We start from the raw sequence: 22,462 nt of genomic DNA on the forward strand, positions 1-22,462 counted from the left end.
GTCGGAGGCGTGTCGTCCCTCGCGCTGTACCGCCGCTACCGCCCGGAGACCTTCGCCGAGGTCATCGGGCAGGAGCATGTCACCGACCCCCTCCGGCAGGCCCTCCGCAACAACCGGGTCAACCACGCGTACCTCTTCAGCGGGCCGCGCGGCTGTGGCAAGACGACCAGCGCCCGCATCCTGGCCCGCTGTCTGAACTGCGAGCAGGGGCCGACGCCCGATCCGTGCGGGGAGTGCGGGTCCTGTCGGGACCTGGCGCGCAACGGGCCCGGGTCCATCGACGTCATCGAGATCGACGCCGCGTCCCACGGTGGTGTGGACGACGCCCGTGAGCTGCGCGAGAAGGCGTTCTTCGGCCCCGCCTCCAGCCGCTACAAGATCTACATCATCGACGAGGCGCACATGGTCACCTCGGCGGGCTTCAACGCCCTGCTGAAGGTGGTCGAGGAGCCGCCGGAGCACCTGAAGTTCGTCTTCGCGACCACCGAGCCGGAGAAGGTCATCGGCACGATCCGGTCGCGCACCCACCACTATCCGTTCCGGTTGGTGCCGCCGGGCACCCTGCGCGACTACCTGGCCGAGGTGTGCGAGCGCGAGGCGATCCCCGTGGAGGACGGGGTGCTGCCCCTGGTCGTGCGTGCCGGTGCCGGGTCCGTGCGTGACTCGATGTCGGTGATGGACCAGCTCCTGGCCGGCGCCGGCGCGGACGGTGTGACGTACGCCATGGCCACGTCGCTGCTGGGCTACACGGACGGCGCGTTGCTGGACGACGTGGTGGACGCCTTCGCGGCCGGGGACGGCGCCGCGGCCTTCGAGGTGGTCGACCGGGTGGTCGAGGGCGGGCACGACCCGCGGCGGTTCGTCGCCGACCTGCTGGAGAGGCTGCGCGACCTGGTGGTTCTGGCGGCCGTGCCGGACGCGGCGGAGAAGGGGCTGATCGACGTCCCGGCCGACGTGGCGGAGAAGATGGCGGCCCAGGCGTCCGTCTTCGGGCCGGCCGAGCTGAGCCGGGCGGCGGACATCGTCAACGAGGGCCTGACGGCCATGCGCGGTGCCACCTCGCCACGCCTCCAGTTGGAGCTGATCTGCGCCCGGGTGCTGCTGCCCGCCGCCTACGGGGACGAGCGTTCGCTCCAGGCCCGGCTGGACAGGCTGGAGCGGGGCGTGAGCCTGTCGGGCGGCCTCGGCGGTGGGGCACCCACGGCCCCTCCCGCCGCTCCCGCCGCGTCCGGGGCTCCCACCGGTCCGGTGCCCCCGGCGGCACCGGCCCCGGGACCGGCCGCACCCCCACCGGGGGCCGCTCCGGAACCCTCCCGACCCGCTCCCGCCCCCGCGCGGCCCGCTCCCCAGGGATCGCCGCCCGCCCAGGAGGGCGACCGGCGCCCCGGTGCCTGGCCGGCGGCCGCGGCGCCCGGTGCGTCGGGGCAGCGGGAGGACGGGCGGCGGCCCGGCGCGTGGCCCACGGCGGCCTCGGCCGGTGGCACGGGCCCGTCCGGAGCGTCCGCGCCCCACGAGCCCGCGCCCCAGGGCCCGCCCGGCCCCGCCCCGGAGCGGGGCCGGGGAGGACAGGGCGCGGCCCCGGCGGCCCCGGCGGGCGGTGGCCAGGGGGCCGCGCAGGTGCGTCAGATGTGGCCCGACGTGCTGGAGGCGGTCAAGGGCCGCCGCCGGTTCACCTGGGTCCTGCTCAGTCAGAACGCCCACGTCATGGCGTTCGACGGTGGCACGCTCCACCTCGGCTTCTCCAACCAGGGCGCTCGCGACCGCTTCCTCAACAGCGGCAGCGAGGAAGTGCTGCACGCCGCGCTGGCGGACGCCTTCAACGTCCAGTGGCGGATCGAGGCCGTCGTCGATCCGTCCGGCGGCGCGGGATCCGGCGCGGCGCCGCAGGCCGGCCCGCCCGCCTCGGGCGGCTTCCGGCCGGCCGCGGCCGCGGCGGCTCCCGCCGCGGCGCCGTCCCCGACTCCTCCGCAGTCGTCCGGCGCCGCGCCGCACACGCAGGCGTCCGCCCGGCCGGCCCAGCCGTCCACGCCGCCCCGGCAGGCGTCCTCGGCGCCTCCGACACCCCCGGCCTCCGAGGCGCGGAGCGGGGCCGGAGCGCCGTCCCCCGTCCCCGTGGCGCCGGAGGACGACATGCCGGCCGAGGACGACCCGGACTTGGACGAGACGGCGCTGTCCGGACACGAACTGATCGTGCGCGAGCTGGGCGCGACGGTGCTGGAGGAGCTGTACCACGAGTGACCGGGAGCGGCCGGGAGCGACCGGGGGCGCCCGGCTCCCATGGCCGACCGCGGAAGCCGGAACGACCGGAGCGACCTGGACGACGGGGGGCCGGGAAGCCGGGGAAACGCGTACGCTCAGGGGTACGGAGTACGAGGTAGGTACACGTACGCACACGTCGTCGACGAGCCAGGAGCGAAGCCGTGATTCCCGGTGGTGGCCAGCCCAACATGCAGCAGTTGCTTCAGCAGGCCCAGAAGATGCAGCAGGACCTCGCCGCGGCCCAGCAGGAGCTGGCCGACTCGGAGGTCGAGGGTTCCGCGGGCGGCGGCCTGGTGAAGGCGACGGTGAACGGGGCCGGTGAGCTCAGGGGCCTCGTCATCGACCCCAAGGCGGTGGACCCGGAGGACACCGAGACCCTCGCCGACCTGGTCCTGGCGGCGGTCCGCGACGCGAACGCCGCCGCACAGCAGCTCCAGCAGCAGAAGCTCGGCCCCCTCGCCCAGGGGCTGGGCGGCATGCCGGGCCTGCCGTTCTGAGACGACAGGGGGTTTCGGACGGGGGCCTTCGGACGGGGGTCCCCGGGAGATCTCCGAGGGTTCGCGGGAGGCCCGTGGACCGGAGCATGTCGAGCGGAAAACCGGATACGAGCGTACGGTCAGGGCGGGGACCGCACGAGCCACAAGGGCGAACAGCGGGAAGAGTGGAGTAGACGGCCGTGTACGAAGGCGTTGTTCAGGACCTCATCGACGAGTTGGGCAGGCTGCCCGGCGTCGGTCCGAAGAGCGCGCAGCGGATCGCCTTCCACATCCTCCAGGCCGAGCCGACGGACGTGCGTCGGCTCGCCCACGCGCTGACCGAGGTGAAGGAGAAAGTCCGGTTCTGTGAGGTCTGCGGCAACGTCGCGGAGGCCGAGCGCTGCCGGGTCTGCCAGGACCCGCGCCGCGACCCGTCGGTCATCTGCGTCGTGGAGGAGCCGAAGGACGTCGTCGCGATCGAGCGGACGCGTGAGTTCCGGGGGCGCTACCACGTGCTCGGCGGCGCGATCAGCCCGATCGAGGGAGTCGGACCGGACGATCTGCGGATACGGGAACTACTGGCCAGGCTCGCCGACGGCACCGTGACCGAGCTGATCCTGGCCACGGATCCCAACCTCGAAGGGGAGGCGACGGCCACCTACCTCGCGCGCATGGTGTCCTCCATGGGCCTGCGCGTGACGCGGCTGGCGAGCGGCCTTCCCGTCGGAGGAGATCTGGAGTACGCCGACGAGGTCACGCTGGGACGTGCCTTCGAGGGGAGAAGACTGCTCGATGTCTGAATCCATGCCGGAGAACAGGAACCCGAACCAGAGCCCGGACGACTTCGCGGTGCAGATCGCGGACCAGATCGAGAGCTTCATCGTGGCGGTCACCGAGGTGGCCAAGGGCGACGAGCCGGACAGTGCCGTCCCGTACCTGCTGCTGGAGGTCTCCCAGCTGATCCTGGCGGGCGGCCGGCTGGGCGCGCACGAGGACATCGTCCCGGACGAACGGTACGAACCCGACACCGGGCCGGAGCCCGACGTCGACGAGCTGCGCATGCGGCTGGCCCGGCTGCTGGATCCGGTGGACGTCTACTCGGAGGTCTTCGACCCGTACGCGCGCAGCGCCCCGGTCGCCTGCCGCATCTCCGACGACCTCGCCGACGTGATCACGGACCTGCGCCACGGCATGGCCCACTACCGCGCCGGGCGGGTCAGCGAGGCGCTGTGGTGGTGGCAGTTCTCCTACCTGTCCAACTGGGGCCCCACCGCCTCGGCCGCCCTGCGCGCCCTCCAGTCGCTGGTGGCCCACGTGCGTCTCGACACCCCGCTCGACGAGCTGGACGGCCTGGACACGGACACCGACGCCGAGGACCTCCGGCTGGAGGAGGAGGCCGGCGCGGTGATGGCGGCGGAGATCGCCGCACCGTTGGGCATCAAGCCCGCCCGCGACTGACGGCGCACCGCTCCTTCGACCGCGCCGGCTCCGCCCCCCGAGCACCGCTTGCCGGGGGCGGAGCCGGCGCGTTTCCCGGTCGGCGTCACCGCGGCCACGCGCGCCCGGACGCCACCGCGGGGCGGCGGTCCGCTCCCCGACCGGATCGGGGGGGGGCCGGGCGCTCCGCCCGGCCTCGTGCATCGGGCGGTCCGGGGCGGCCGTCCGGGGCGGTCGGCTCCGGGCCACGACCGGGTCGGAAAAAATTCCCGAGAAAAAATCCGGCGAGCTGTCGATCCGGCCGTCTCCCGTTCGACGCATGGGTGAGAGGCGGGAAGAGAGCCCGCCCCCACGATCGAAACCGAACCGAGGAGCCACCATGCCCCGCTTCATGTCGCTGATCCGCATCGACGAGCAGAACATCTCCTCCCAGGCCCCCGACCCCGACTTCGAGAAGCGCATGGGCGCGCTGTTCGAGGAGATCACCAAGGCCGGGGTCATGCTGGACACGGCCGGACTCACCCCGACCTCCCAGGGCACCAGGCTCACCTGGTCGGGCGGGAAGATCAGCCACACCGACGGCCCCTTCACCGAGACCAAGGAGGTCGTCGGCGGCTACGCGCTCCTCCAGGTCAAGGACAAGGCCGAGGCCCTGGAGTGGACCAGGCGGTTCCTGGAGGCCCACCCGGAGCACTGGGACGTCACCGCCGAGGTCCGCCAGGTCGAGGGGGGCCCGTCCGACCCGTCCTGACTTCCTTGCCCCCGACGCGGCGCGGCTGCTCTGATGGGTGGCCGTGACGGAAACGGACGCGGTCGATACGACCGGTACGACGGCCGAGACGGTCGAGACGGTGTTCAGGATCGAGTCCGCGCGGATCATCGCCGCCGTGGCCCGCGTCGTGCGGGACGTCGGGCTGGCCGAGGAGATCGCGCAGGACGCCCTGGTGGCGGCGTTGGAGCAGTGGCCGAAGTCAGGCGTGCCGGAGCGGCCGGGCGCCTGGCTCACGGCCATCGCCAAGCGCCGTGCGATCGATCTGGTGCGCCGCAGGGAGACGTACGCGCGCAGGCTGGCCGAGGTCGGGCGGGCGCTGGAGGACACCCCGCCTCCGCCCGAGCCCGCCGACCCGGACGACATCGACGACGACCTGCTGCGGCTGGTCTTCACCGCCTGCCACCCCGTCCTCTCCGCCGAGGCCCGGACCGCCCTCACGCTGCGCTTGCTGGGCGGGTTGACGACGCAGGAGATCGCCCGCGCGTTCCTGACCTCCGAGGCGACCGTCGCCCAGCGGATCGTCCGCGCCAAGCGGAAGCTGGCGGCGGCCGGAGTGCCCTTCGAGGCGCCGTACGGCGAAGAGCGGGCCGGCCGGCTGCCGTCCGTGCTGGAGGTCGTCTACCTGATCTTCAACGAGGGCTACTCGGCGACGGCCGGCGACGACCTGTGCCGCCCGGCGCTGTGTGAGGACGCGCTGCGCCTGGCCCGCGTGCTGGAGGGACTGCTGCCGGACGAGCCCGAGGTGCACGGGCTGGCGGCGCTGCTGGAGCTCCAGGCGTCCCGCATCCCGGCGCGCACGGGCCCCGGTGGCGAGCCGGTGCTGCTCGCCGACCAGAACCGTGCCAAGTGGAACCGCATGCTGATCCTGCGGGGCCTGGAGGCCCTGCGGCGCGCGGGGTCCGGCCCGTACGGCCCGTACTGCCTCCAGGCCGCGATCGCCGCCTGCCACGCGCGGGCGGTCCGGTACGAGGAGACGGACTGGGCGACGATCGCCGCGCTGTACGGGCGGCTGGCGGCGCTGACGCCTTCGCCGGTGGTGGAGCTGAACCGGGCGGTGGCCGTCTCGATGGCGAAGGGGCCCGAGGCCGGTCTGAGGCTGGTGGACGCCCTCACCGGCGAACCCGCCCTGCGCGACTACCACCTGCTGCCGAGCGTCCGCGGCGACCTGTTGGAACGTCTGGGGCGGCAGGAGGAGGCGCGCGCGGAGTTCGAACGCGCCGTGTCCCTGGCCCGCAACGAACGCGAGCGGGACCTGCTGCTGGGACGCGCCCGGCGCTTGTGAACCGGGTTCCGGGTCCCGCGGGACGCCCGGCGGGCCACGGGCGTCCCACGGGCCCCGGGTCACGGGTGGAAGACCGCCCGTACGCAGCCGTCCTTCTTGTGCTTGAACATGTCGTAGCCCTTGGGCGCCCGGTCCAGGGACATGGTGTGCGTGGCCAGGTGGGCGGTGCCGATCTCGCCCGCCGCGATCCGCTCCAGCAGCATCGGGATGTACCGCTGGCCGTGCATCTGCGCGCCGCGCAGCGTCAGCCCCTTGTTGACGACCATGCCCAGCGGGAACTTGTCCACCATCCCGGCGAAGACGCCCAGCACGAAGACCGTGCCGCCCTTGCGGCAGGCGTGGATCGCCTGCCGCACGGCGGTGGGGCGGTCCGTCTGGAGCCGGAGCTGGTGCTTGACCTGGTCGTACAGGTGGGCCGGACCGGCGCTGTGCGCCTCCATCCCCACGGCCTCGATGCACACGTCCGGTCCCCGGCCGCCGGTGCGCTCGCGCAGTTCGGCGGCGACGTCGGTGGCGGTGTAGTCGAGGGTCTCGGCGCCGATGTGCTCCTCGGTCATCGCCAGCCGCTCGGGGAACCGGTCGATGGCGATGACCCGCTCGGCCCCCTTGAGGATCGCCGCCCGCGCAGCCATCTGCCCGACCGCGCCGCAGCCCCACACCGCGACCACGTCGCCGGGCTTCACCCCGCCCAGGTCGGCGCCCATCCACCCGGTGGGGACGGAGTCGGACGCGAACAGCGCGCTGACGTCGTCCACGCCCTCGGGGACGGTGAAGGCGCCGTAGTCGGCGAAGGGCACGCGCACGTACTCGGCGTGGCTGCCGCGGATGCCGCCCATGGCGTGCGAGTAGCCGAAGATCCCGGCGGTGTCGTAACCGAACAGGGCCTGGCCGATCCCGGGGTTGGTGTTGGTGTTGTCGCACAGCGACCACAGGTCGTTGCGGCAGTACCAGCAGCGGCCGCAGCCGATGAAGGAGCACACCACCACCCGGTCCCCGACCTTGTGGCGACGCACCGCGGAGCCGACCTCGACGACCTCGCCCACGAACTCGTGCCCGATCACGTCACCGGCCTTCATGGCGGGGATGTAGCCGCCGATCAGATGCAGGTCGGAGCCGCAGGTGGTGCTCAGCAGCAGCCGTACGATCACATCCTGGTCGTTGCGGATCTCCGGATCGGGGACCTGCTCGACCGTGAGCTTGTTGACGCCTTCCCAGCACAGTGCCCTCACAGCACTCCCTCCCCACCGGCACGGCGCGTCGCCAGCCCGACGACCTTGCCGCCCACCCCGTCCTCGCGCGCGGTCGGCGGGGCGTCGGGCAGCATCACCTCGCCCGCCTCCAACAGGGACTTCGCCTCCCGCAGCGCCCGGCGCACCTCCTGGCGCGGATCGCGGCCGGCGAGCCGGGACGGCAGCGAGGAGGAGCCGGACGCCCGGTCGCGCAGGCGCGCCGCCAACTCGGTGCCGCGGTCGCCGGGGGCGGGCCGCACGGTGACCTCCAAGTCGTCCCCGAAGTCGTCCAACGGCTCCGGCGGCCTGCCGTCGGCCAGTACGTCGGTCGGCGCGCGGTCGATGGTCACCACCAGCCAGCGGTCGTCGCGCCGCGTGTCCTTCCGCGCGGACGCGACCTTGTGCAGAACCGCCGCGCCCGCCCCGGCGCCCGCCAGGACCAGCGCCGTACGCGCCAGGTGTTTCATGGCTTTCCGCCTCCCGTGCCTCGTGTGCCGTGTGCCGTGTGCCGTGCGACGGGCCGCGCGTGGACCGCCGGGCCGTTCGGGGTACCCCGGTCGGGGAGTGCCATGCGGGGCACGCGCGGCAGCGGGGACATCGGGAACGGGCTCGTTCGCACGCTCCGGAGGCCGGTGACGGGGAAGCCCCCGGACGGGCCGTGACCTCGGCGCAGGCCGGCGCAGGCCGGCGACGCGCCGGCCTGCGCCGGCGGTGGGAACGGACGCGAGCGGCCGGTGCCGGCCGTCGTCCGCGAGGTGGGCCCCCGGGCTCCGGCCCGGAACGTGTGGGCGATCGCGTCGACCACCCGCCGGGGGCCTCCCACCGGCCGCCTCGTCTCGGCGTCCGGTCCGGGAGTGACGGTTCGATCCGCGCCCACTGCGCGTCACTCGACCGCACACCCGGACCAGCGACCGACTGATCCAAACGAAACCGCCTGGGTCACATGCCGGTGTTCCGTGTCCGGTGGTCGGGATTGTCCTTCTTCTTCCGAGGGATGAGGCCGAGGAGACCGAGGAGGCCCAACAGGCCCCATAGGCCGGCGTCGCCGCCGCCCTCGTCTTCCTCTCCGTTCTGTGCCAGAGTCACCGAGGCAACCGGCACGGGGCCATTCGCCGACTCGGCGGGTGATTGGGCGACCGCCGACGAGGCGGGGCCCAGAGCCAGGACGAGAGCGGCCGTCACCGCTGCACCGATCTTGCGCATAAGTTGTCCCTGTGCCTTTCTGTGGATTTCGGTGAACGGCGGTCGGGGTTTCCGAGGCCGTGCAACGGCCCGTACTCCGACTCCGTCGACACCGGAGCGACTCTTGAACCTCTCTTCCAAGGAGGCGCGGGTTCGCGCGGACGTCCACCGGAGAGGGCGCGCATGCATCCGTTCGGGTGATGAAAGAAAGGGATATGGTCGAAAACGGGGGGTGGACGTCGACCGGCGACGGCCGCGGCCGACCGCACGCGGTGTGTGACCTGCGTAACGTTTCCGTGTGAAAGCGCGCCGAGCGGGCAGGGGTGCCCGCTGAGCCGGTGCGAAGGGGCGCCGCGCCGTGCTGCCGCGTGGGCGGGACATCTCACGATGTGGCGGAGGCGGGGCCGAGAACAAGGCCTGCTCGGTAAACTGAGCCGACCGTCGGGCTCCTGTACGGGGGCCCCGGAAGACAGATTACGAGGAGCGCACGTGGGCCTTGTCGTGCAGAAGTACGGCGGCTCCTCCGTTGCCGATGCCGAGGGCATCAAGCGCGTCGCCAAGCGAGTCGTCGAAGCCAAGAAGAACGGCCACCAAGTGGTCGTCGTGGTGTCGGCGATGGGTGACACGACGGACGAGCTGATCGACCTCGCGGGAGAGGTGTCCCCGGTCACCTCGGGGCGCGAGTTCGACATGCTGCTGACCGCCGGGGAGCGGATCTCCATGGCGCTGCTGGCGATGGCGATCAAATCCCTGGGACACGAGGCGCAGTCGTTCACCGGCAGCCAGGCCGGTGTCATCACCGACTCCGTCCACAACAAGGCCCGCATCATCGATGTCACGCCGGGCCGCATCCAGACCGCGCTGGACGAGGGCAACATCGCCATCGTCGCCGGTTTCCAGGGCGTCTCCCAGGACAAGAAGGACATCACCACCCTGGGGCGGGGTGGCTCGGACACCACCGCGGTGGCGCTGGCCGCCGCGCTGAACGCCGAGGTCTGCGAGATCTACACCGATGTCGACGGTGTGTTCACCGCCGACCCGCGGGTCGTGAAGAAGGCCCGCAAGATCGACTGGATCTCGTTCGAGGACATGCTGGAGCTGGCCAGCTCCGGCTCCAAGGTGCTGTTGCACCGCTGTGTCGAGTACGCCCGCCGTTACAACATTCCGATCCACGTCCGTTCGTCCTTCTCCGGACTGCGGGGCACATGGGTCAGCAACCAGCCGCAAGGGGACCAGCCGATGGAGCAGGCACTCATCTCCGGTGTCGCGCACGACACCTCCGAGGCGAAGATCACGGTCGTCGGAGTACCGGACAAGCCGGGTGAGGCCGCGAAGATCTTCCGGGCCATCGCGGACACCGAGTTGAACATCGACATGGTGGTGCAGAACGTCTCCGCCGCGTCCACCGGCCTGACCGACATCTCCTTCACCCTCCCCAAGACCGACGGACGCAGGGCCATCGAGGCCCTGGAGAAGGCGAAGGCCGGCATCGGCTTCGACTCCCTGCGCTACGACGACCAGATCGCCAAGATCTCCCTGGTCGGCGCGGGCATGAAGACCAACCCGGGCGTCACCGCCACCTTCTTCGAGGCGCTGTCGGGCGCCGGCGTCAACATCGAGCTGATCTCCACCTCCGAGATCCGCATCTCGGTCGTGACGCGCAAGGACGACGTCAACGAGGCCGTCCGGGCCGTGCACACCGCCTTCGGCCTGGACAGCGAGAGCGACGAGGCCGTCGTCTACGGGGGCACCGGGCGATGAACCCCGCCGGGGGACTCCCCCGCGGCGGCACCGGTCGCGCCGGACGGCCCACCCTGGCCGTCGTCGGCGCGACCGGTGTCGTGGGCACCGTGCTGCTGGGCCTGCTGTCGGAGCGCGCGGACGTCTGGGGGGAGATCCGCCTGGTCGCCTCGGAGCGCTCGGCGGGCCGCAAGCTCACCGTGCGCGGTGAGCAGATCGAGGTCCTCGCTCTTTCGGAGGAGGTCTTCGACGGGGTCGACGTCGCGATGTTCGACGTGCCCGACGAGGTCGCCGCCCACTGGGTGCCCCTGGCGGTCTCCCGGGGCGCGGTGGTCGTGGACGGTTCCGCCGTGTTCCGCATGGCCCCGGACGTCCCTCTGGTGATTCCCGAGGTCAACGCCCACGCCGTCCGCGCCCGGCCGCGCGGCATCGTCGCCGGCCCCGGCTGCACCACCCTGTCGATGCTCGTCGCCCTGGGCGCCCTGCACGCCGAGTGGTGCCTGGACGAGCTGGTCGTCGCCTCCTACCAGGCCGTCTCCGGTTCCGGCAGGCGCGGCGTGGACACCCTGCGCGAACAGCTCACCGCCGTCGCCGGCACGGAGGTGGGCACCCAACCCGGCGACCTGCGCCGGACGGTCGGCGACACCGGCCCCTACCCGGCGCCGATCGCCCTCAACGTCGTCCCCCTGGCCGGATCCCCCGCGGCGGACGGCTGGACCACCGAGGAACTGGAGATCCGGGGCGAGTCGCGGAAGGTCCTCGGGCTGCCGCGGCTGCGCGTCTCGGCCACCTGCGTCCACGTTCCCGTCGTCACCACCCACTCGCTGGCCGTCCACGCGCGCTTCGAGAACGAGGTGACGGTGGAGAAGGCGCACGAGATCCTGGCGGGCGCGCCGGGCGTGGTGGTGTGTGACGACCCGACGACCGGGGAGTTCCCCACCCCCGCCGACGCGGTGGGCACCGACCCGGCCTGGGTGGGGCGCGTCAGGCGCTCGCTGGACGACCCGCGGGGCCTGGAGTTCTTCGTGTGCGGAGACAACCTCCGCAAGGGCGCCGCCCTCAACACCGTGCAGGTCGGAGAGCTGATCGCGTCCGAACTGTCGGAGAACGCCTCCCGTCGACCGTAACGGGCGGACCGGGGCGTCGGACGCCACTGGTCCACCATTGGTACGACCTGTGGTGATATCCGGTGGGGGCCTGAACGCGCCGGAAGCCGTTCGTGAAGAATTCGTGATGGGACCACGCCCGGTAACGGCTTGATCCGCGTCAACTTTCTACGTGAGGATTCTGGTTCCGCGTGCCCGGAACCACAGGCCGGGCGCAGGCGTCCCCTGTCCCACTGCCGGAGCTCGAGGACGCCGACACGGCGGCAGAGAGGAAGAGGTGGTGCGCATGTGGTCCTTCGGATCGTCCACGGAAACGTTGGCCCGCGCGTACAACCCTGACGGGGGGCAGCGTGTCCAACTTGCGTGGCAGAGGCACTCGGAATCGCAATGGCGCCCGTGCGGGCACCCGGTCGCGGCGACGCGCCGGGCAGGGGTATGCCCGTGATCGCTCCTTGGCCGGCGTCCCGGCCGACGACGCAGCTCCCCTCGCAGTCGAGGGACGCTGACGGCGCGATGGCAGCGGGCACCACAGTCGACCACCTCACCGAGACGTACCGCGCCCACTACCGTTCCCTGCTCGGCCTCGCCGCCCTGCTGTTGGACGACACCGCCTCCTGCGAGGACGTCGTCCAGGAGGCGTTCATCCGGGTGCACTCGGCGCGCAACAGAGTGCGGGAGCCGGAGAAGACGCTGGCCTACCTGCGGCAGACCGTCGTCAACCTCTCCCGCTCCACCCTGCGCCGCCGCATACTCGGCCTCAAGCTGCTCTCCAAGCCGATGCCCGACATGGCGAGCGCGGAGGAGGGCGCGTACGCGCGCATCGAGCAGGACGAACTGAAGAAGGCGCTGCGCAAGCTGCAACGTCGCCAGAGGGAGGTCCTCGTCCTGCGGTACTTCGCGGACATGACGGAAGCCCAGGTCGCCGAAGTGCTCGGTATCTCGCTGGGCTCGGTCAAGGCCTACGGCTCGCGGGGCATCGCCGCCCTGCGGGTCGCCATGGAGGCGCCCGCATGAGCGGCGACAGGCTGCCCGGCGACGGGCCGTTCGACGGGGAACGCCCCGGGAACGGGCCGGGCGAGGCGAGCCGGTCGGGAGGCAGTCGGCACGAGGAGCGGCGCGACCCGTTCGGCGAGGACGCGGAACGGGCGACGGCCCCGGAACCCGACCGGGCCGAGCGGGACCGAATCGACGGGCCCGATCTGCTGGAGCTGGACGAGTACGCGTTGCGGACGCTCCTGCACGATGCCGTCCGCGAGGTCGAGCCGTCCCCCGACTCCCTCGAACGTCTCCACCTCGCCGTGCCGGCCCGCCGTGCCCGCCGCCGACAGATGACGGTCGGCGCGGTCGCCGCGGCGCTCGTCGTCGGCGTCGCCACCCCCGCGCTGATGCAGAGCGGTGTCGTCTCCAGGGTCCTGGACGGCACCACCACCCACGCCGCCGGCAGCCACGACCGTGGCAACGGCAGCGAGGCCGGCGTCCAGGGCGGCAGCAGCGCGAGGCAGGAGGACGACCGGGAGCCGGGCGGCACCGACGGCCCCGCGGAGTCGGCCGGTCCCGCGGGAGGGGGCGGCACCGCCTCCCCCGACGTCAACGACACCCTCGGCCCCACCTCGCCGAGCTGTCTGCGCTCCCAACTCGGCGACGGGGGCGCCACGCTGGGGACTCCCGAACCCGGCGGCCGGACGTACGGCTCGTTCCGGATCACCAACGTCTCGGACTCCTCCTGCACGGTGCAGGGGCCCGACACGGTCAGCGCCGACGTCACGGGTCCCGCCGACCCCTCCGGCGTCAGCGTCGTCAACCACACGCCCGGCGACCGGGCGGGCGGGCTGCCCGACCCCGGGAACGAACCCCGTTCGATCATCCTGGAGCCCGGCCAGTCGTACCTGGTGCGCTTCGCCTGGGTGCCGGACGAGACCGGCTGCCCGACCTCCCCGGAGCCGGATCCGGCCCCCGGCGACGGAAGCGGCGGCACCGGTACCGGTGGCACCGAGACGGGCGGCACGGGCAACGGCGGCGGCACGGGAGGTACGGGCGGCACCGGCGGCACCGGCGGCACCGGCGGTACGGGCGGCGAAACCGGCGACTCCGGGGAGCCCGACCGGACCACCGGCGCCACCACGACCGGCGGTGGCGGCACCCCCGGACCCGGCGCCGGCGAAAACGTCGAGGGCGGTGACACCGTCGAGGAACCCTCCGGCGGGCCCAGCCCCCAGCTCGGGTACGACGGCGGCAACGGAGGCGGCTCCTCGGCCACCTCGGTGATCCTGCGCTACGTGCCGGCGGCCGGGGAGCCCCGCATCGGCAAGGTCGAGATCGCGGGTGCCTGCGCGGGTACGGTCTACCGCACCGGTCCGCTCATGGCCGGGTGACGGCACGCGGGCGCGGGGGCGAATGAGGCGCTCCCGCGGCGCCCCCGTACCGTTGGGGGCGTGTACCGGTTCCTGCTGACACCACACTGGTGGGCGATCAACGCCTTCGTGTTGCTGTCGATCCCCGTGTGCCTCGTCATGGGCAGTTGGCAGCTCGCGCGCTTCGAGGACCGCGTCGAGTCCCACCAGGTGCGGCAGGAACGCTCCGCCGACGAGGCCGCGTCGCGGACCGAGCCGCTGGCCGACCTGCTGCCCCTCACCGGGGACACCGTCGGGCGGTACGCCCGTGTCACCGGACGCTACGACACCGAGCACCGGTTCCTGGTCCCCGGCCGTCGCCTCGACGGCCGGGACGGTTTCCACGCACTGGCCCTGCTGCGCACCGACGACGGCCGGGCCCTGCCCGTCGTGCGCGGCTGGCTGCCCGGCGAGGCCGACCCGGGGCGGGTCCCCCCGCTACCCGAGGGCGAGGTCACCGTGGTCGGCCCGGTCCAGGCGCCCGAGAGCGAGAGCTCCCCGGGGGCGCACACCGGCGCGCTGCCGGCGGGCCAGGTGGGCATCATCAGCGCGGCCACACTCGTCAACCTGGTGCCGTACGACGTGTACGACGCGTGGATCACCGTCCAGCGGCCGCAGGAACCCATGAAGGCGGTGCCGGCGGTCGCGCCGGAGGGCACCGGGCTGGACCTGAAGGCGTTCCAGAACCTGGGCTACACCGCGCAGTGGTTCGTCTTCGCGGGCTTCGTGCTGTTCATGTGGTACCGGCTGTTCCGCCGCGAGGCGGAAGCCGCGCGGGACCGCGCGCTGGGCATCGACCCGGAGCCCGGACCGCTCACGACGCCCGGCCCCGCCCCCGAGGACGTCCCCGAACCCACCGCGGCCTCCGGCACCTTGGACGCCCCGGCCCCGGAGTCCCCCCGGAACACCGCCGGCGGGACCGCCCGGTGATTTCCCCCGGCGACCGGACATAGATTCCGCCCCTGCCTCCCGTCTGAGTCGTGACAGCGAAGGGCCACCGGACACCACCGGACCGGCCCACCGAGGCGTACGTCCGCGTGCGCCACGACGTGGAGGAAACATGCTGAAGCAGCGGCTCGTCGCGGCCGGAATCGCCGCCGTAGCGCTGATGGGGTCCGTGGGCACCGCCGCGGCCGCGCAGGGGCAGGACCAGGGCTCAAAGTCCACGGTCGTCACCGTCGGGCAGGGCGGAAACGGCGGCGCGGCGTCCGAGGAGTCCGCCTCGTCGGGCGTGCGGGTGGTGCGCCCGTACGAGCCGGTGGAGATCGGACAGGGCGCGCTGATGGGGCTGCTGCCGGAGGGACGGCAGAACTACGTCGTCGCCTGGAGCCCGGAGAGCTTCGCGGCGTCCGTCGAGGCGTCCAAGCAGTACGTCGGGGACGACATCCGACCCAACAGCCTCAGCGGCGGCATCAGCCACTCGCCGGAGCGCGGCACGCTGATCACCGGGGCCTGGCGCACGGACGTCGATCCCGCCCGGATCACCGTCCACACCGTCGACGGAACCTACGACGCCGGGATGCTGCGGCTGCCCGGCGACCCGGGCTGGGGCACCTACCACCTGGACACGGGCCACTCGAACGCCATGGACGGGCCCGTCACCGTCATCGCCCACGCGCCCGACGGCACCGTCATCGACGATCTGGTGATGGACTTCCACACCTGGTAGTCCGCCGACCGACGCATCCAGGACCACGGACGCGCGCCGCCGCACCGGACACCCCGGTGCGGCGGCCGACCCCACGGCGAACCGAGGCACCGTTTGAAGACGAGCGCGGAGGCGGACTTCCGCGAGTACGTGGCCGACCGATGGCCGCGCATGCTCCGGACCGCGTACCTCCTCACCGGCAACCACCACGACGCCGAGGACCTGGTACAGGCGTCCTTGGCCAAGGCCTACACCAGGTGGGAGCGCGTGCAGCGCGCCGACGACCCGGACGCCTACGTCTGGCGCATCATGATCAACACCAATGTGGACCGACTCCGCGGACTGCGCGTCCGCGAGTGGTTGACCACCCGCTTCCCCGAATCCCAGACGGCCGACGGGACCGACCGGATCGTCGACCGCAACCTGTTGCTGAAGGCCCTCGGACGCCTCCCCGCCCGCCAACGCGCGGTGCTGGTGCTGCGTTTCCTGGAGGACCGCAGCGAGACCGAGGTCGCCAAGGTGCTCGGCACCCGGGTGGGCACGGTCAGGAGCCACACCGCCCGTGCCCTGGCGAGACTCCGCCGCGACGGCACCGTCCTGGGCCTGGGGAACGGCAGGACGCCGGCCGCCGCCGGAGGCCGGCGGTGAACGGACACGAGGAGACGGTGCCGATGAACCACGAGGCCGCCCACCTGGCAAAGACCATGCGCCGCGAGGCCGACGCCCTGTGCCCCGGCCCACCACCGGTGGACGCCGTGGTGCGCGCGGGGCGACGCAGGAGGCGGCACCGCCGCCGGGCCGTGGCGGGAGTGACGGCCGCCACCGTCCTGGGCTGCCTCGTCGGCGCCCTGGTCCCGCTCTCCCTCCCACCGTCCCCCCCGCCCTCCGAACGCCCCGTCGGCACACCACCGGCCACCGCCACCGCCTCGCCCACGCCGTCCGGGGAGCCCACCTCCTCGGGCGTGCGGGTGGTGCGCCCGTACGAGCCGGTGGAGATCGGACAGGGCGCGCTGCTGGGGCTGCTGCCGGAGGGACGGCAGAACCACATCGTCACCTGGGGCGGCCGGCAGGCCTTCGACGAGGAGATCGAGTGGGCCAAGGGACTCCCCGGCGACGGCATCCGTCCCAACAGCCTCAGCGGCGGCTACCACTACTCGCCGGAGAGCGGCGTGCTCTACAGGGGAACCTGGCGCACCGACACCGAACCGGCACGGATCACCGTGACGGCGGCCGGCCGCACCTGGGAGGCGAACCTGGTGCGGCTGCCCGGCGACCCGGGCTGGGGCGTGTACCACCTCGACGCGGGCCACCTCGACCGTGACGACGTACCGGCCACGGTCACCGCCCACGGCCCCGACGGCACGGTCCTCGCCCGCCTCGACGGGATGACGGCCCCGATGCGGTGAGGCCCCCCGCCCCGGGCCGCGCACGGGGGTGGCCCGGGGCAGGGGGCGGGACGGGCGTCGCGCCGCTCGAACCGCTCCTCGTCACGGGGCCGATGGAGTCAGTGCCAGGGCCACGCCCAGGCCGACGAGCACGGTGCCGATCACCTTGTTGAGCACGGCCTGGCGGCGCAGCAACCGGACGCGCAGGTTCTGGTGGGAGAAGAAGAGCGCGACCAGGGTGAACCACGCCAGGTGCGCCACCGACATGAACAGGCCGTACCCGAGCTGCTGGACGACCGGGGTGTCGGCACTGACCACCTGCGTGTAGGTGCTGAGTACGAAGAGCATCGTCTTGGGGTTGAGCGCGTTCGTCAGGAATCCGGTGCGCAGCGCACCGAGCCTCGACATCCCGGCGTCGGCCGACAGGTCGATCCGCACCCGGTCCCTCGTGACGAACGTCCGGTATCCGATGAACACCAGGTAGGCCGCCCCGACCAGCTTCATCACCGTGAAGAGCAGCGGAGTGCGCGTCACGAGCAACCCCACGCCGACCATCGTGTAGGTGACGTGGACGAGCACGCCCAGCGAGATTCCCACCGCCGCGAGCGTTCCCGCGCTCCGGCCGTAGAGATAGCTGTTGCGGATGGTCATCGCGAAGTCCGCGCCGGGACTGACGACGGCCAGCACGGTGATGACCGCTACGGCGATGATCTGACCCATGTTCCCGCTTCCTCGCTGGACCGGTGATCGGCGCGAGGGGGCGGGGACGCCGCACCGGTGCCCCCCGCACCGGGTGTCAGGGCCGTAACGATAGGTGATGGCCGGGACGTCACGGGCCGTCACTCGGGCCCGACCCCCTTCTCGGTCAGCGGAATGGCGGGATCCGTGCTGTTCGGCCCTCGTCGGTGGGGATCAGCGCGCCGGCTGTCAGGAAGCCATGGGGCGCGCGGCCCGCGGAGGGTGGGAGACGGGCCTTCGCATGGTGCGCGACCTCGCCGGTGCGCTCGGCCCGGATGACGCACGGGCGGGCCCTTCACGAGGGGACCGGTGGCAGCGCCGGTTCCGGCACGTGCGGGTTCGGTGGAGATCGACGCCCCCGGGCGTTCCGGGCGGGCGCGGGGATCCGCCTGTGTCAGGACGGGCCGGCCGAACTGCCCCGACCCGCCCGGCGGGTGGTCAGCCGGCCGCGAGGAGCTTGTTGATTCCGTCGATGTCGAGGTGGTCGGGGTCGAAGGGGTCGCCGAGCCATTCGGTGAGCAGGTGGTGCTGTTCGTGTTCGGGATCCGCGATGGCGGCCAGGAACTCCCCGTAGCCCCAGGGCCCGCCGCAATCCTCGGGAGGGCAGGCGCGGCGGCCGGTGACGCAGCGGGGACAGGCGGTTCCCGGGACGTTGGTGAGGACCTTCTCACCTGGACGCGGTGAAGCCAGTTGTCGCCGAAGTCGTAGGTGTAGCCGATCCTGGCACCGACGGCCGGGGCCACCGATCGGAGGGAGACCGCACGCTCGTCCTGGTGGCCGAGTTCGGTGTCGGGATGCCCGAAGGTTCCCATGGGCGTCTCGAAGACGTGCAGGTGGTGGTCCTCCCAGCCCATCGCGGCCTGGATCACCCGGTGCAGACGGTCCAGAGGGCTGTCGGCGGGCACCCGCAGACGGCGCCAGATCGGCGGGCGGATGTCGGCCAGGGTGACCTTGATCTGGAGGACGGTGTCGGAGGGCATGGAGAGAACGTCCCTTCACGAAGTGGACGAGTGCGCTCGTGATCCGAGGGAGATCGCCGTCGTGCCACCGGCAGGGCATCACACAGCCGTGCTCGGGGGAAGGTGGCAAGGGCCTGTGACGCGGCGGCACCGGGAGCCGGAAATCGAGGCCGGCCCCCGAGCGGCCCCCGAAAACGGGTCAGAGGCCCGACCCGCTGAGCGGATCAGGCCTCTGACCTGGTGTTCCTCTGTCGGGGTGGCGGGATTTGAACCCACGACCTCTTCGTCCCGAACGAGGTCCGGTTGTTGATCTTACCGGCAGCGATGACGTTTCAGCAGGTCAGAGAGGGAGGCACGGTTGCTCTCGGGTGGTCTGGGAGGGGTCTGGGGAGTAGGTCGGCTCCCAGGCGGCTCCCAGCGTGGAGACCTCGGCATCATGTCGGAAGGATGATCTTCGGGTGATGGACACCCTTGAAATGCCTGGCAGTACACCGCCTGTGGAAGGGCCGCCTCCGGCAGCTCGCCGAGGTGGACGCGAAACTGTTCGTGACCGGGGCGGCCCAGGCAGCACATGGTCGCTCAGGAGCCATGGATGCTGTCGGCGCACGCGGCCACTGCCTCGTGCAGGCCGCCGAACGAGGTTTTCAGCGGGCTGAGAAACCCCAGGCTGGAGAGCCGGATGGTTCTCTGGCCGGGGCACCGCTCGTCGAGTACGCGGGTGGGCAGGACGTGGAAAGTCCACTGGTCGAGGTTCAGCGGGTTGAGGGTCTGCTTGTCCTGGTGGTGCAGGAGGCAGAAGACGTACACGTCTGAACGGCGCAGCACATCGGCCGAGGCGGTACCGGTCCGGGCGTCCCAGCCGGATGCCGGTGCGATGGAGAACGAGATGTCCGACAGCCGGGACTGTGTCCACGACTGGAGGTAGGCCGCTGACTTCACCTCGACGCGCCAGCCCTCAGGCGTGCGGATGTCGACGGTGTCCCATTCGGTGCGGGTGCCTGTGGCGGCGCCCAAGGCCGTGGCCACGAGGTACTCGGCCAGGACGCCGCGCATGGTGTTGTTGGCCAGATCTGAGCACGCCCAACTCCAGAACTCGCCGAGTGTGCCTACGGACGCGTCCCCGACCGTTATCGGCTCGTTTCCACTGCGGCGTGTGATGACCAGTGCACCAAGATCGGAGATGTCCATGCCCCTCGTCGTCCGTTCATCGCAGTAGCGTGGCTTCAGGACTACCACGGCTGCCTGTCTTCGGTCCCGGTTTCGTTGCCAGTCTGTCTGGTGGGTGGTTGGCTGAGTTTGTTCTGGCTTGACGGGTGCCAGCGGTGTGGTGGTCAGGCTCTCCCGCTTGCTCGAGCCGACTTCGGTCTCCTTGGTCCGACCGCGCACCGTGGTCTCGGCCAGGTCGAGGCTCTTGGCAACTTGGCCGACCGAGAGGTCCCTGTGTCGGCACAGCTCGGCAACCTCGGCTTTGAGGTCCGGAGTGAACGAGCGACGACGGCGCGACTCCTTCTTCCCCGCGCTCCCTGCGGTGAGCATGCTTCCGAAGGGCTCAAGTCCTGCTCTCGGATGTCCATCGGAGCAGGCCAAGCTTCTCCCAGCTTGCCCGTCCGAGGGACCAGCTGGTACGTCAGCTGGCTGAGCTGGGAAAACCTGGCAACTGTGTCTCTGCTGAAGTCCCTCGTTGAACCGATGAGGATCATCATCTCTCAGTCGTTTACGATTGGTCGTCTCAGAGTCCACAGAGCACCAACTCGGACCTGAGGTGCGGGGGGTTCCGAGGATCCGCGGTAACTGGGACGCGCGGTGAGTGAGCAGCAGGTTTCCACAGGTTCACTTCGTTGGAATCCTTGCTTCCACCAGCGCTTCTGTGATCTCCTGGTCCCGGTTCATGTCATGCGTACGAAGGGTTGTGCTGTGAAGCAGGGGCACTACGGCGTACCTCTCGAACGCAGCGACTACCTCAAGCTGGACCCCAACGACCACAGCTGCACCCCGGACAGCTTCCAGGACTGGCTGAAGGGCTTCGGCAAGGGTAAGAGGCTGGCTGTCGATCTCTTCTCCGGCGCCGGTGGACTGAGCGCCGGCCTTGAGCGCGCGGGATGGACTACAGCAGCAGCTGTCGACTTCGACGAGCGAGCGCTGGAAACCCACAGGGCGAACTTCCCGGGGCTCAGTCTGAAGATGGATCTTGGTGACCCTGCTGAACGCGACCGGCTTGAAACAATCCTCAAGCCAGCCGCGATCGACCTTGTGGCTGGAGGGCCTCCCTGCCAGCCCTTCAGCAGGGCCGGACGCAACAAGATCCGTGATCTGGTCAAGAACCATGGCCGCGATCCCGAAGATCGCCGCAAGGAGCTCTGGAGCGCCTACCTGGACATGGTGAAGCGGATCAGTCCGCGGGCGGTTCTCATGGAGAACGTCCCCGACATGGGGCTTCACGACGACTTCTTCGTCATCCGGACGATTGAGGACGAGCTGGAGGAGCTAGGCTACGCGACACAGGTGCGGCTTGTTGACGCGTGGAACTACGGTGTCCCGCAACACCGGAAGCGTCTCATCCTCCTGGCGAGGAAGGACGTCGACGACTTCACCTGGCGGAAGCCCGACTCCCGGCGCACCACCTTGCGCGACGCCATCGGTGACCTGCCCGAGCTGGAGGTCGTCCCCACGGAGCGGGTGGGAGAGCGGGTACTGAAGTACCGGAAGCCTCGCAAACTGTCGCCTTTCGCCATGAAGATGCGCGAAAAGGCGCCGCGTGGTGTGGTCTGGGATCACATGACCCGGAGGGTCCGGAAGGACGACCACCGGATCTTCGAGGTCATGGAATCCGACACGAAGTACTCCCAGCTTCAGGAGAAGCTGACCGAGGACGAGAAGGGGTACCAGCGGTACAGCGCCGAAAAGTACACGGACAAGTACAAGAAGCTGGCGTGGGACGAGCTGAGCCGTACGATCACCGCTCACATCGCCAAGGACGGCTACTGGTACATCCACCCGGAGCAACTACGAACCCTCACCGTGCGGGAGGCCGCACGCGTGCAGACGTTCCCGGATCACTTCCGGTTTGCCGGCACCCGGAGCGACGCCTTCCGGCAGATCGGAAACGCTGTACCCCCGCTTCTGGGAGAGGCTGCTGCCGAGGTACTCCAGCCGGTTGATGACGTGGCGGAGTCCGTCGGTCTCAAGCCCCACTGGCGCGAGGTCAGGAACGACCTCACCGACTGGGCGAAGCGCAGGCGCGAAGGCGGTGACTGGTATCAGCTGCCTGGTGAAGAGCCGGTACCGCTCCACGCTGCCGTGGTAGCCATACTCTCCGGCGCGAAGATCAAGCCAGTCGTGATGGCGGAGTTGATGACCACCGTCAAGAGGTCGAAGACACTCACCGCGGCACTGTTCAAGAAGCTGATCGACGTAGCGCCCACGACGACTGTCCGGTCCCGCCTCGACCGCTTGGCACCGCTGGTGGACAAGCCTTACGACTGGCAGTGGAAAAAGCGCTTCGACGTACCCGCCAAGGTGGCCATGAAGCCAGCCGAGGCATCCCTCTACCGACTGCTGATCGGGGAGGACCTCATGCTGGTCGGCCAGAGCACGCTGCGGGTTGCAGCTCGCGTGAACGGTGTCGAAACGTACCACGCGAACCGCCTCAGCGAGGGCCGCGTGAATCTGGTGAAGCTCGTGGGCGCAGGCAAGGACGCTCCACTGCGCATGGGTGCGATTCGACTCATCGGTAGGGATCTGTGCAGGGACGAGCAGCCCAGGTGCTCGGATTGTCCGCTCGTCGCTCACTGTGCTCGTCGGCCAGAGCTGCCCTATGACCAGCTGACCCTGGCCATCCCTCAGGACTGACCGGTCGGCG

At 71.2% G+C, this 22,462-nt stretch carries 20 protein-coding genes and 1 pseudogene; 15 read left to right on the top strand and 6 right to left on the bottom strand.

Annotated features, from left to right (window positions below; genetic code table 11):
* The first annotated feature begins 9 nt into the window (after positions 1–9).
* The 6 genes from F0L17_RS13680 (at position 10) to F0L17_RS13705 (ending at position 6,226) form a co-directional block, all read left to right on the top strand.
* A complete protein-coding gene (locus tag F0L17_RS13680; protein WP_162466170.1) occupies positions 10–2,238 on the top strand; it encodes a DNA polymerase III subunit gamma and tau in 2,229 nt (742 codons plus the stop codon).
* 182 nt (positions 2,239–2,420) lie between these two features.
* Positions 2,421–2,756: a YbaB/EbfC family nucleoid-associated protein gene (locus tag F0L17_RS13685; RefSeq protein ID WP_162466171.1), complete on the top strand. Its 336-nt coding sequence runs from the start codon at positions 2,421–2,423 to the stop codon at positions 2,754–2,756.
* Positions 2,757–2,935: 179 nt separating this feature from the next.
* On the top strand, positions 2,936–3,535 hold the full coding sequence (gene recR, locus F0L17_RS13690) for a recombination mediator RecR (RefSeq protein ID WP_162466172.1): 600 nt from the start codon (positions 2,936–2,938) through the stop codon (positions 3,533–3,535).
* The gene (locus F0L17_RS13695; RefSeq protein ID WP_155071291.1) at positions 3,528–4,193 is read left to right on the top strand and encodes a DUF5063 domain-containing protein; all 666 of its coding nucleotides are present in this window, start codon (positions 3,528–3,530) and stop codon (positions 4,191–4,193) included. Before recR ends, F0L17_RS13695 begins: the two co-directional genes overlap by 8 nt.
* A gap of 358 nt (positions 4,194–4,551) precedes the next feature.
* Positions 4,552–4,923, top strand: a complete 372-nt coding sequence (locus F0L17_RS13700) for a YciI family protein (RefSeq protein WP_155071292.1) — start codon at positions 4,552–4,554, stop codon at positions 4,921–4,923.
* A gap of 43 nt (positions 4,924–4,966) precedes the next feature.
* On the top strand, positions 4,967–6,226 hold the full coding sequence (locus F0L17_RS13705) for a sigma-70 family RNA polymerase sigma factor (RefSeq protein ID WP_162466173.1): 1,260 nt from the start codon (positions 4,967–4,969) through the stop codon (positions 6,224–6,226).
* Between the two features lie 59 nt (positions 6,227–6,285).
* Here the strand turns inward: F0L17_RS13705 and F0L17_RS13710 are convergent, their stop codons facing one another.
* From F0L17_RS13710 to F0L17_RS13720, 3 genes are all read right to left on the bottom strand, one after another.
* A complete protein-coding gene (locus F0L17_RS13710; RefSeq protein WP_162466174.1) occupies positions 6,286–7,455 on the bottom strand; it encodes an alcohol dehydrogenase catalytic domain-containing protein in 1,170 nt (389 codons plus the stop codon).
* Entirely contained in the window at positions 7,452–7,922 is a 471-nt protein-coding gene (locus F0L17_RS13715; protein WP_155071293.1) for a hypothetical protein, read from the bottom strand. Before F0L17_RS13715 ends, F0L17_RS13710 begins: the two co-directional genes overlap by 4 nt.
* A 472-nt stretch (positions 7,923–8,394) precedes the next feature.
* Complete coding sequence (locus F0L17_RS13720) at positions 8,395–8,658, bottom strand: WGxxGxxG family protein (protein WP_155071294.1); 264 nt, start codon at positions 8,656–8,658, stop codon at positions 8,395–8,397.
* A gap of 468 nt (positions 8,659–9,126) precedes the next feature.
* On the opposite strand from F0L17_RS13720, the gene F0L17_RS13725 reads away from it, so the two are divergent.
* From F0L17_RS13725 to F0L17_RS13760, 8 genes are all read left to right on the top strand, one after another.
* Positions 9,127–10,398, top strand: a complete 1,272-nt coding sequence (locus F0L17_RS13725) for an aspartate kinase (RefSeq protein WP_162466175.1) — start codon at positions 9,127–9,129, stop codon at positions 10,396–10,398.
* Entirely contained in the window at positions 10,395–11,504 is a 1,110-nt protein-coding gene (locus F0L17_RS13730; protein ID WP_155071295.1) for an aspartate-semialdehyde dehydrogenase, read from the top strand. The genes F0L17_RS13725 and F0L17_RS13730 overlap by 4 nt, the downstream gene beginning before the upstream one ends.
* Positions 11,505–11,918: 414 nt before the next feature.
* Positions 11,919–12,497 (top strand): SigE family RNA polymerase sigma factor, encoded by a 579-nt coding sequence (locus tag F0L17_RS13735; RefSeq protein WP_155071296.1) that lies wholly within the window; start codon positions 11,919–11,921, stop codon positions 12,495–12,497.
* A complete protein-coding gene (locus tag F0L17_RS13740) occupies positions 12,494–13,855 on the top strand; it encodes a hypothetical protein (protein ID WP_155071297.1) in 1,362 nt (453 codons plus the stop codon). The genes F0L17_RS13735 and F0L17_RS13740 overlap by 4 nt, the downstream gene beginning before the upstream one ends.
* 60 nt (positions 13,856–13,915) lie before the next feature.
* On the top strand, positions 13,916–14,803 hold the full coding sequence (locus F0L17_RS13745) for an SURF1 family cytochrome oxidase biogenesis protein (protein WP_162466176.1): 888 nt from the start codon (positions 13,916–13,918) through the stop codon (positions 14,801–14,803).
* 130 nt (positions 14,804–14,933) lie between these two features.
* Positions 14,934–15,542 carry a hypothetical protein gene (locus F0L17_RS13750; protein ID WP_155071298.1) on the top strand — a complete coding sequence of 203 codons (609 nt, stop codon included), beginning with the start codon at positions 14,934–14,936 and terminating at the stop codon, positions 15,540–15,542.
* Positions 15,543–15,635: 93 nt separating this feature from the next.
* A complete protein-coding gene (locus F0L17_RS13755) occupies positions 15,636–16,169 on the top strand; it encodes a SigE family RNA polymerase sigma factor (RefSeq protein WP_155071299.1) in 534 nt (177 codons plus the stop codon).
* Positions 16,166–16,927, top strand: coding sequence for a hypothetical protein (locus tag F0L17_RS13760; protein ID WP_155071300.1), 762 nt, complete (start codon positions 16,166–16,168; stop codon positions 16,925–16,927). The genes F0L17_RS13755 and F0L17_RS13760 overlap by 4 nt, the downstream gene beginning before the upstream one ends.
* 81 nt (positions 16,928–17,008) lie before the next feature.
* On the opposite strand, the gene F0L17_RS13765 is transcribed toward F0L17_RS13760, so the two are convergent.
* The 3 genes and pseudogenes from F0L17_RS13765 to F0L17_RS27565 form a co-directional block, all read right to left on the bottom strand.
* On the bottom strand, positions 17,009–17,626 hold the full coding sequence (locus tag F0L17_RS13765; protein ID WP_155071301.1) for a LysE family translocator: 618 nt from the start codon (positions 17,624–17,626) through the stop codon (positions 17,009–17,011).
* A gap of 456 nt (positions 17,627–18,082) precedes the next feature.
* Positions 18,083–18,624 (bottom strand): annotated as a pseudogene (locus F0L17_RS28520) (plasmid pRiA4b ORF-3 family protein).
* A gap of 558 nt (positions 18,625–19,182) precedes the next feature.
* Complete coding sequence (locus F0L17_RS27565; RefSeq protein ID WP_238419370.1) at positions 19,183–20,139, bottom strand: transposase; 957 nt, start codon at positions 20,137–20,139, stop codon at positions 19,183–19,185.
* Between the two features lie 378 nt (positions 20,140–20,517).
* On the opposite strand from F0L17_RS27565, the gene F0L17_RS13780 reads away from it, so the two are divergent.
* A complete protein-coding gene (locus tag F0L17_RS13780) occupies positions 20,518–22,452 on the top strand; it encodes a DNA (cytosine-5-)-methyltransferase (protein ID WP_162466177.1) in 1,935 nt (644 codons plus the stop codon).
* The last annotated feature ends 10 nt before the right edge of the window (positions 22,453–22,462 follow it).

The sequence above is a fragment of the Streptomyces taklimakanensis genome (genome assembly GCF_009709575.1).
GTDB lineage: Bacteria > Actinomycetota > Actinomycetes > Streptomycetales > Streptomycetaceae > Streptomyces > Streptomyces taklimakanensis.

What these genes read in the sequence shown, in the direction of transcription:
- F0L17_RS13735 (WP_155071296.1), top strand. Translation starts at nt 11,919, where the DNA reads ATGCCCGTGATCGCTCCTTGGCCGGCGTCCCGGCCGACGACGCAGCTC.
- F0L17_RS13695 (WP_155071291.1), top strand. Translation starts at nt 3,528, where the DNA reads ATGTCTGAATCCATGCCGGAGAACAGGAACCCGAACCAGAGCCCGGAC.
- F0L17_RS27565 (WP_238419370.1), bottom strand. Translation starts at nt 20,139, where the DNA reads ATGCTCACCGCAGGGAGCGCGGGGAAGAAGGAGTCGCGCCGTCGTCGC.
- F0L17_RS13740 (WP_155071297.1), top strand. Translation starts at nt 12,494, where the DNA reads ATGAGCGGCGACAGGCTGCCCGGCGACGGGCCGTTCGACGGGGAACGC.
- F0L17_RS13765 (WP_155071301.1), bottom strand. Translation starts at nt 17,626, where the DNA reads ATGGGTCAGATCATCGCCGTAGCGGTCATCACCGTGCTGGCCGTCGTC.
- F0L17_RS13700 (WP_155071292.1), top strand. Translation starts at nt 4,552, where the DNA reads ATGCCCCGCTTCATGTCGCTGATCCGCATCGACGAGCAGAACATCTCC.
- F0L17_RS13715 (WP_155071293.1), bottom strand. Translation starts at nt 7,922, where the DNA reads ATGAAACACCTGGCGCGTACGGCGCTGGTCCTGGCGGGCGCCGGGGCG.
- F0L17_RS13730 (WP_155071295.1), top strand. Translation starts at nt 10,395, where the DNA reads ATGAACCCCGCCGGGGGACTCCCCCGCGGCGGCACCGGTCGCGCCGGA.
- F0L17_RS13750 (WP_155071298.1), top strand. Translation starts at nt 14,934, where the DNA reads ATGCTGAAGCAGCGGCTCGTCGCGGCCGGAATCGCCGCCGTAGCGCTG.
- F0L17_RS13720 (WP_155071294.1), bottom strand. Translation starts at nt 8,658, where the DNA reads ATGCGCAAGATCGGTGCAGCGGTGACGGCCGCTCTCGTCCTGGCTCTG.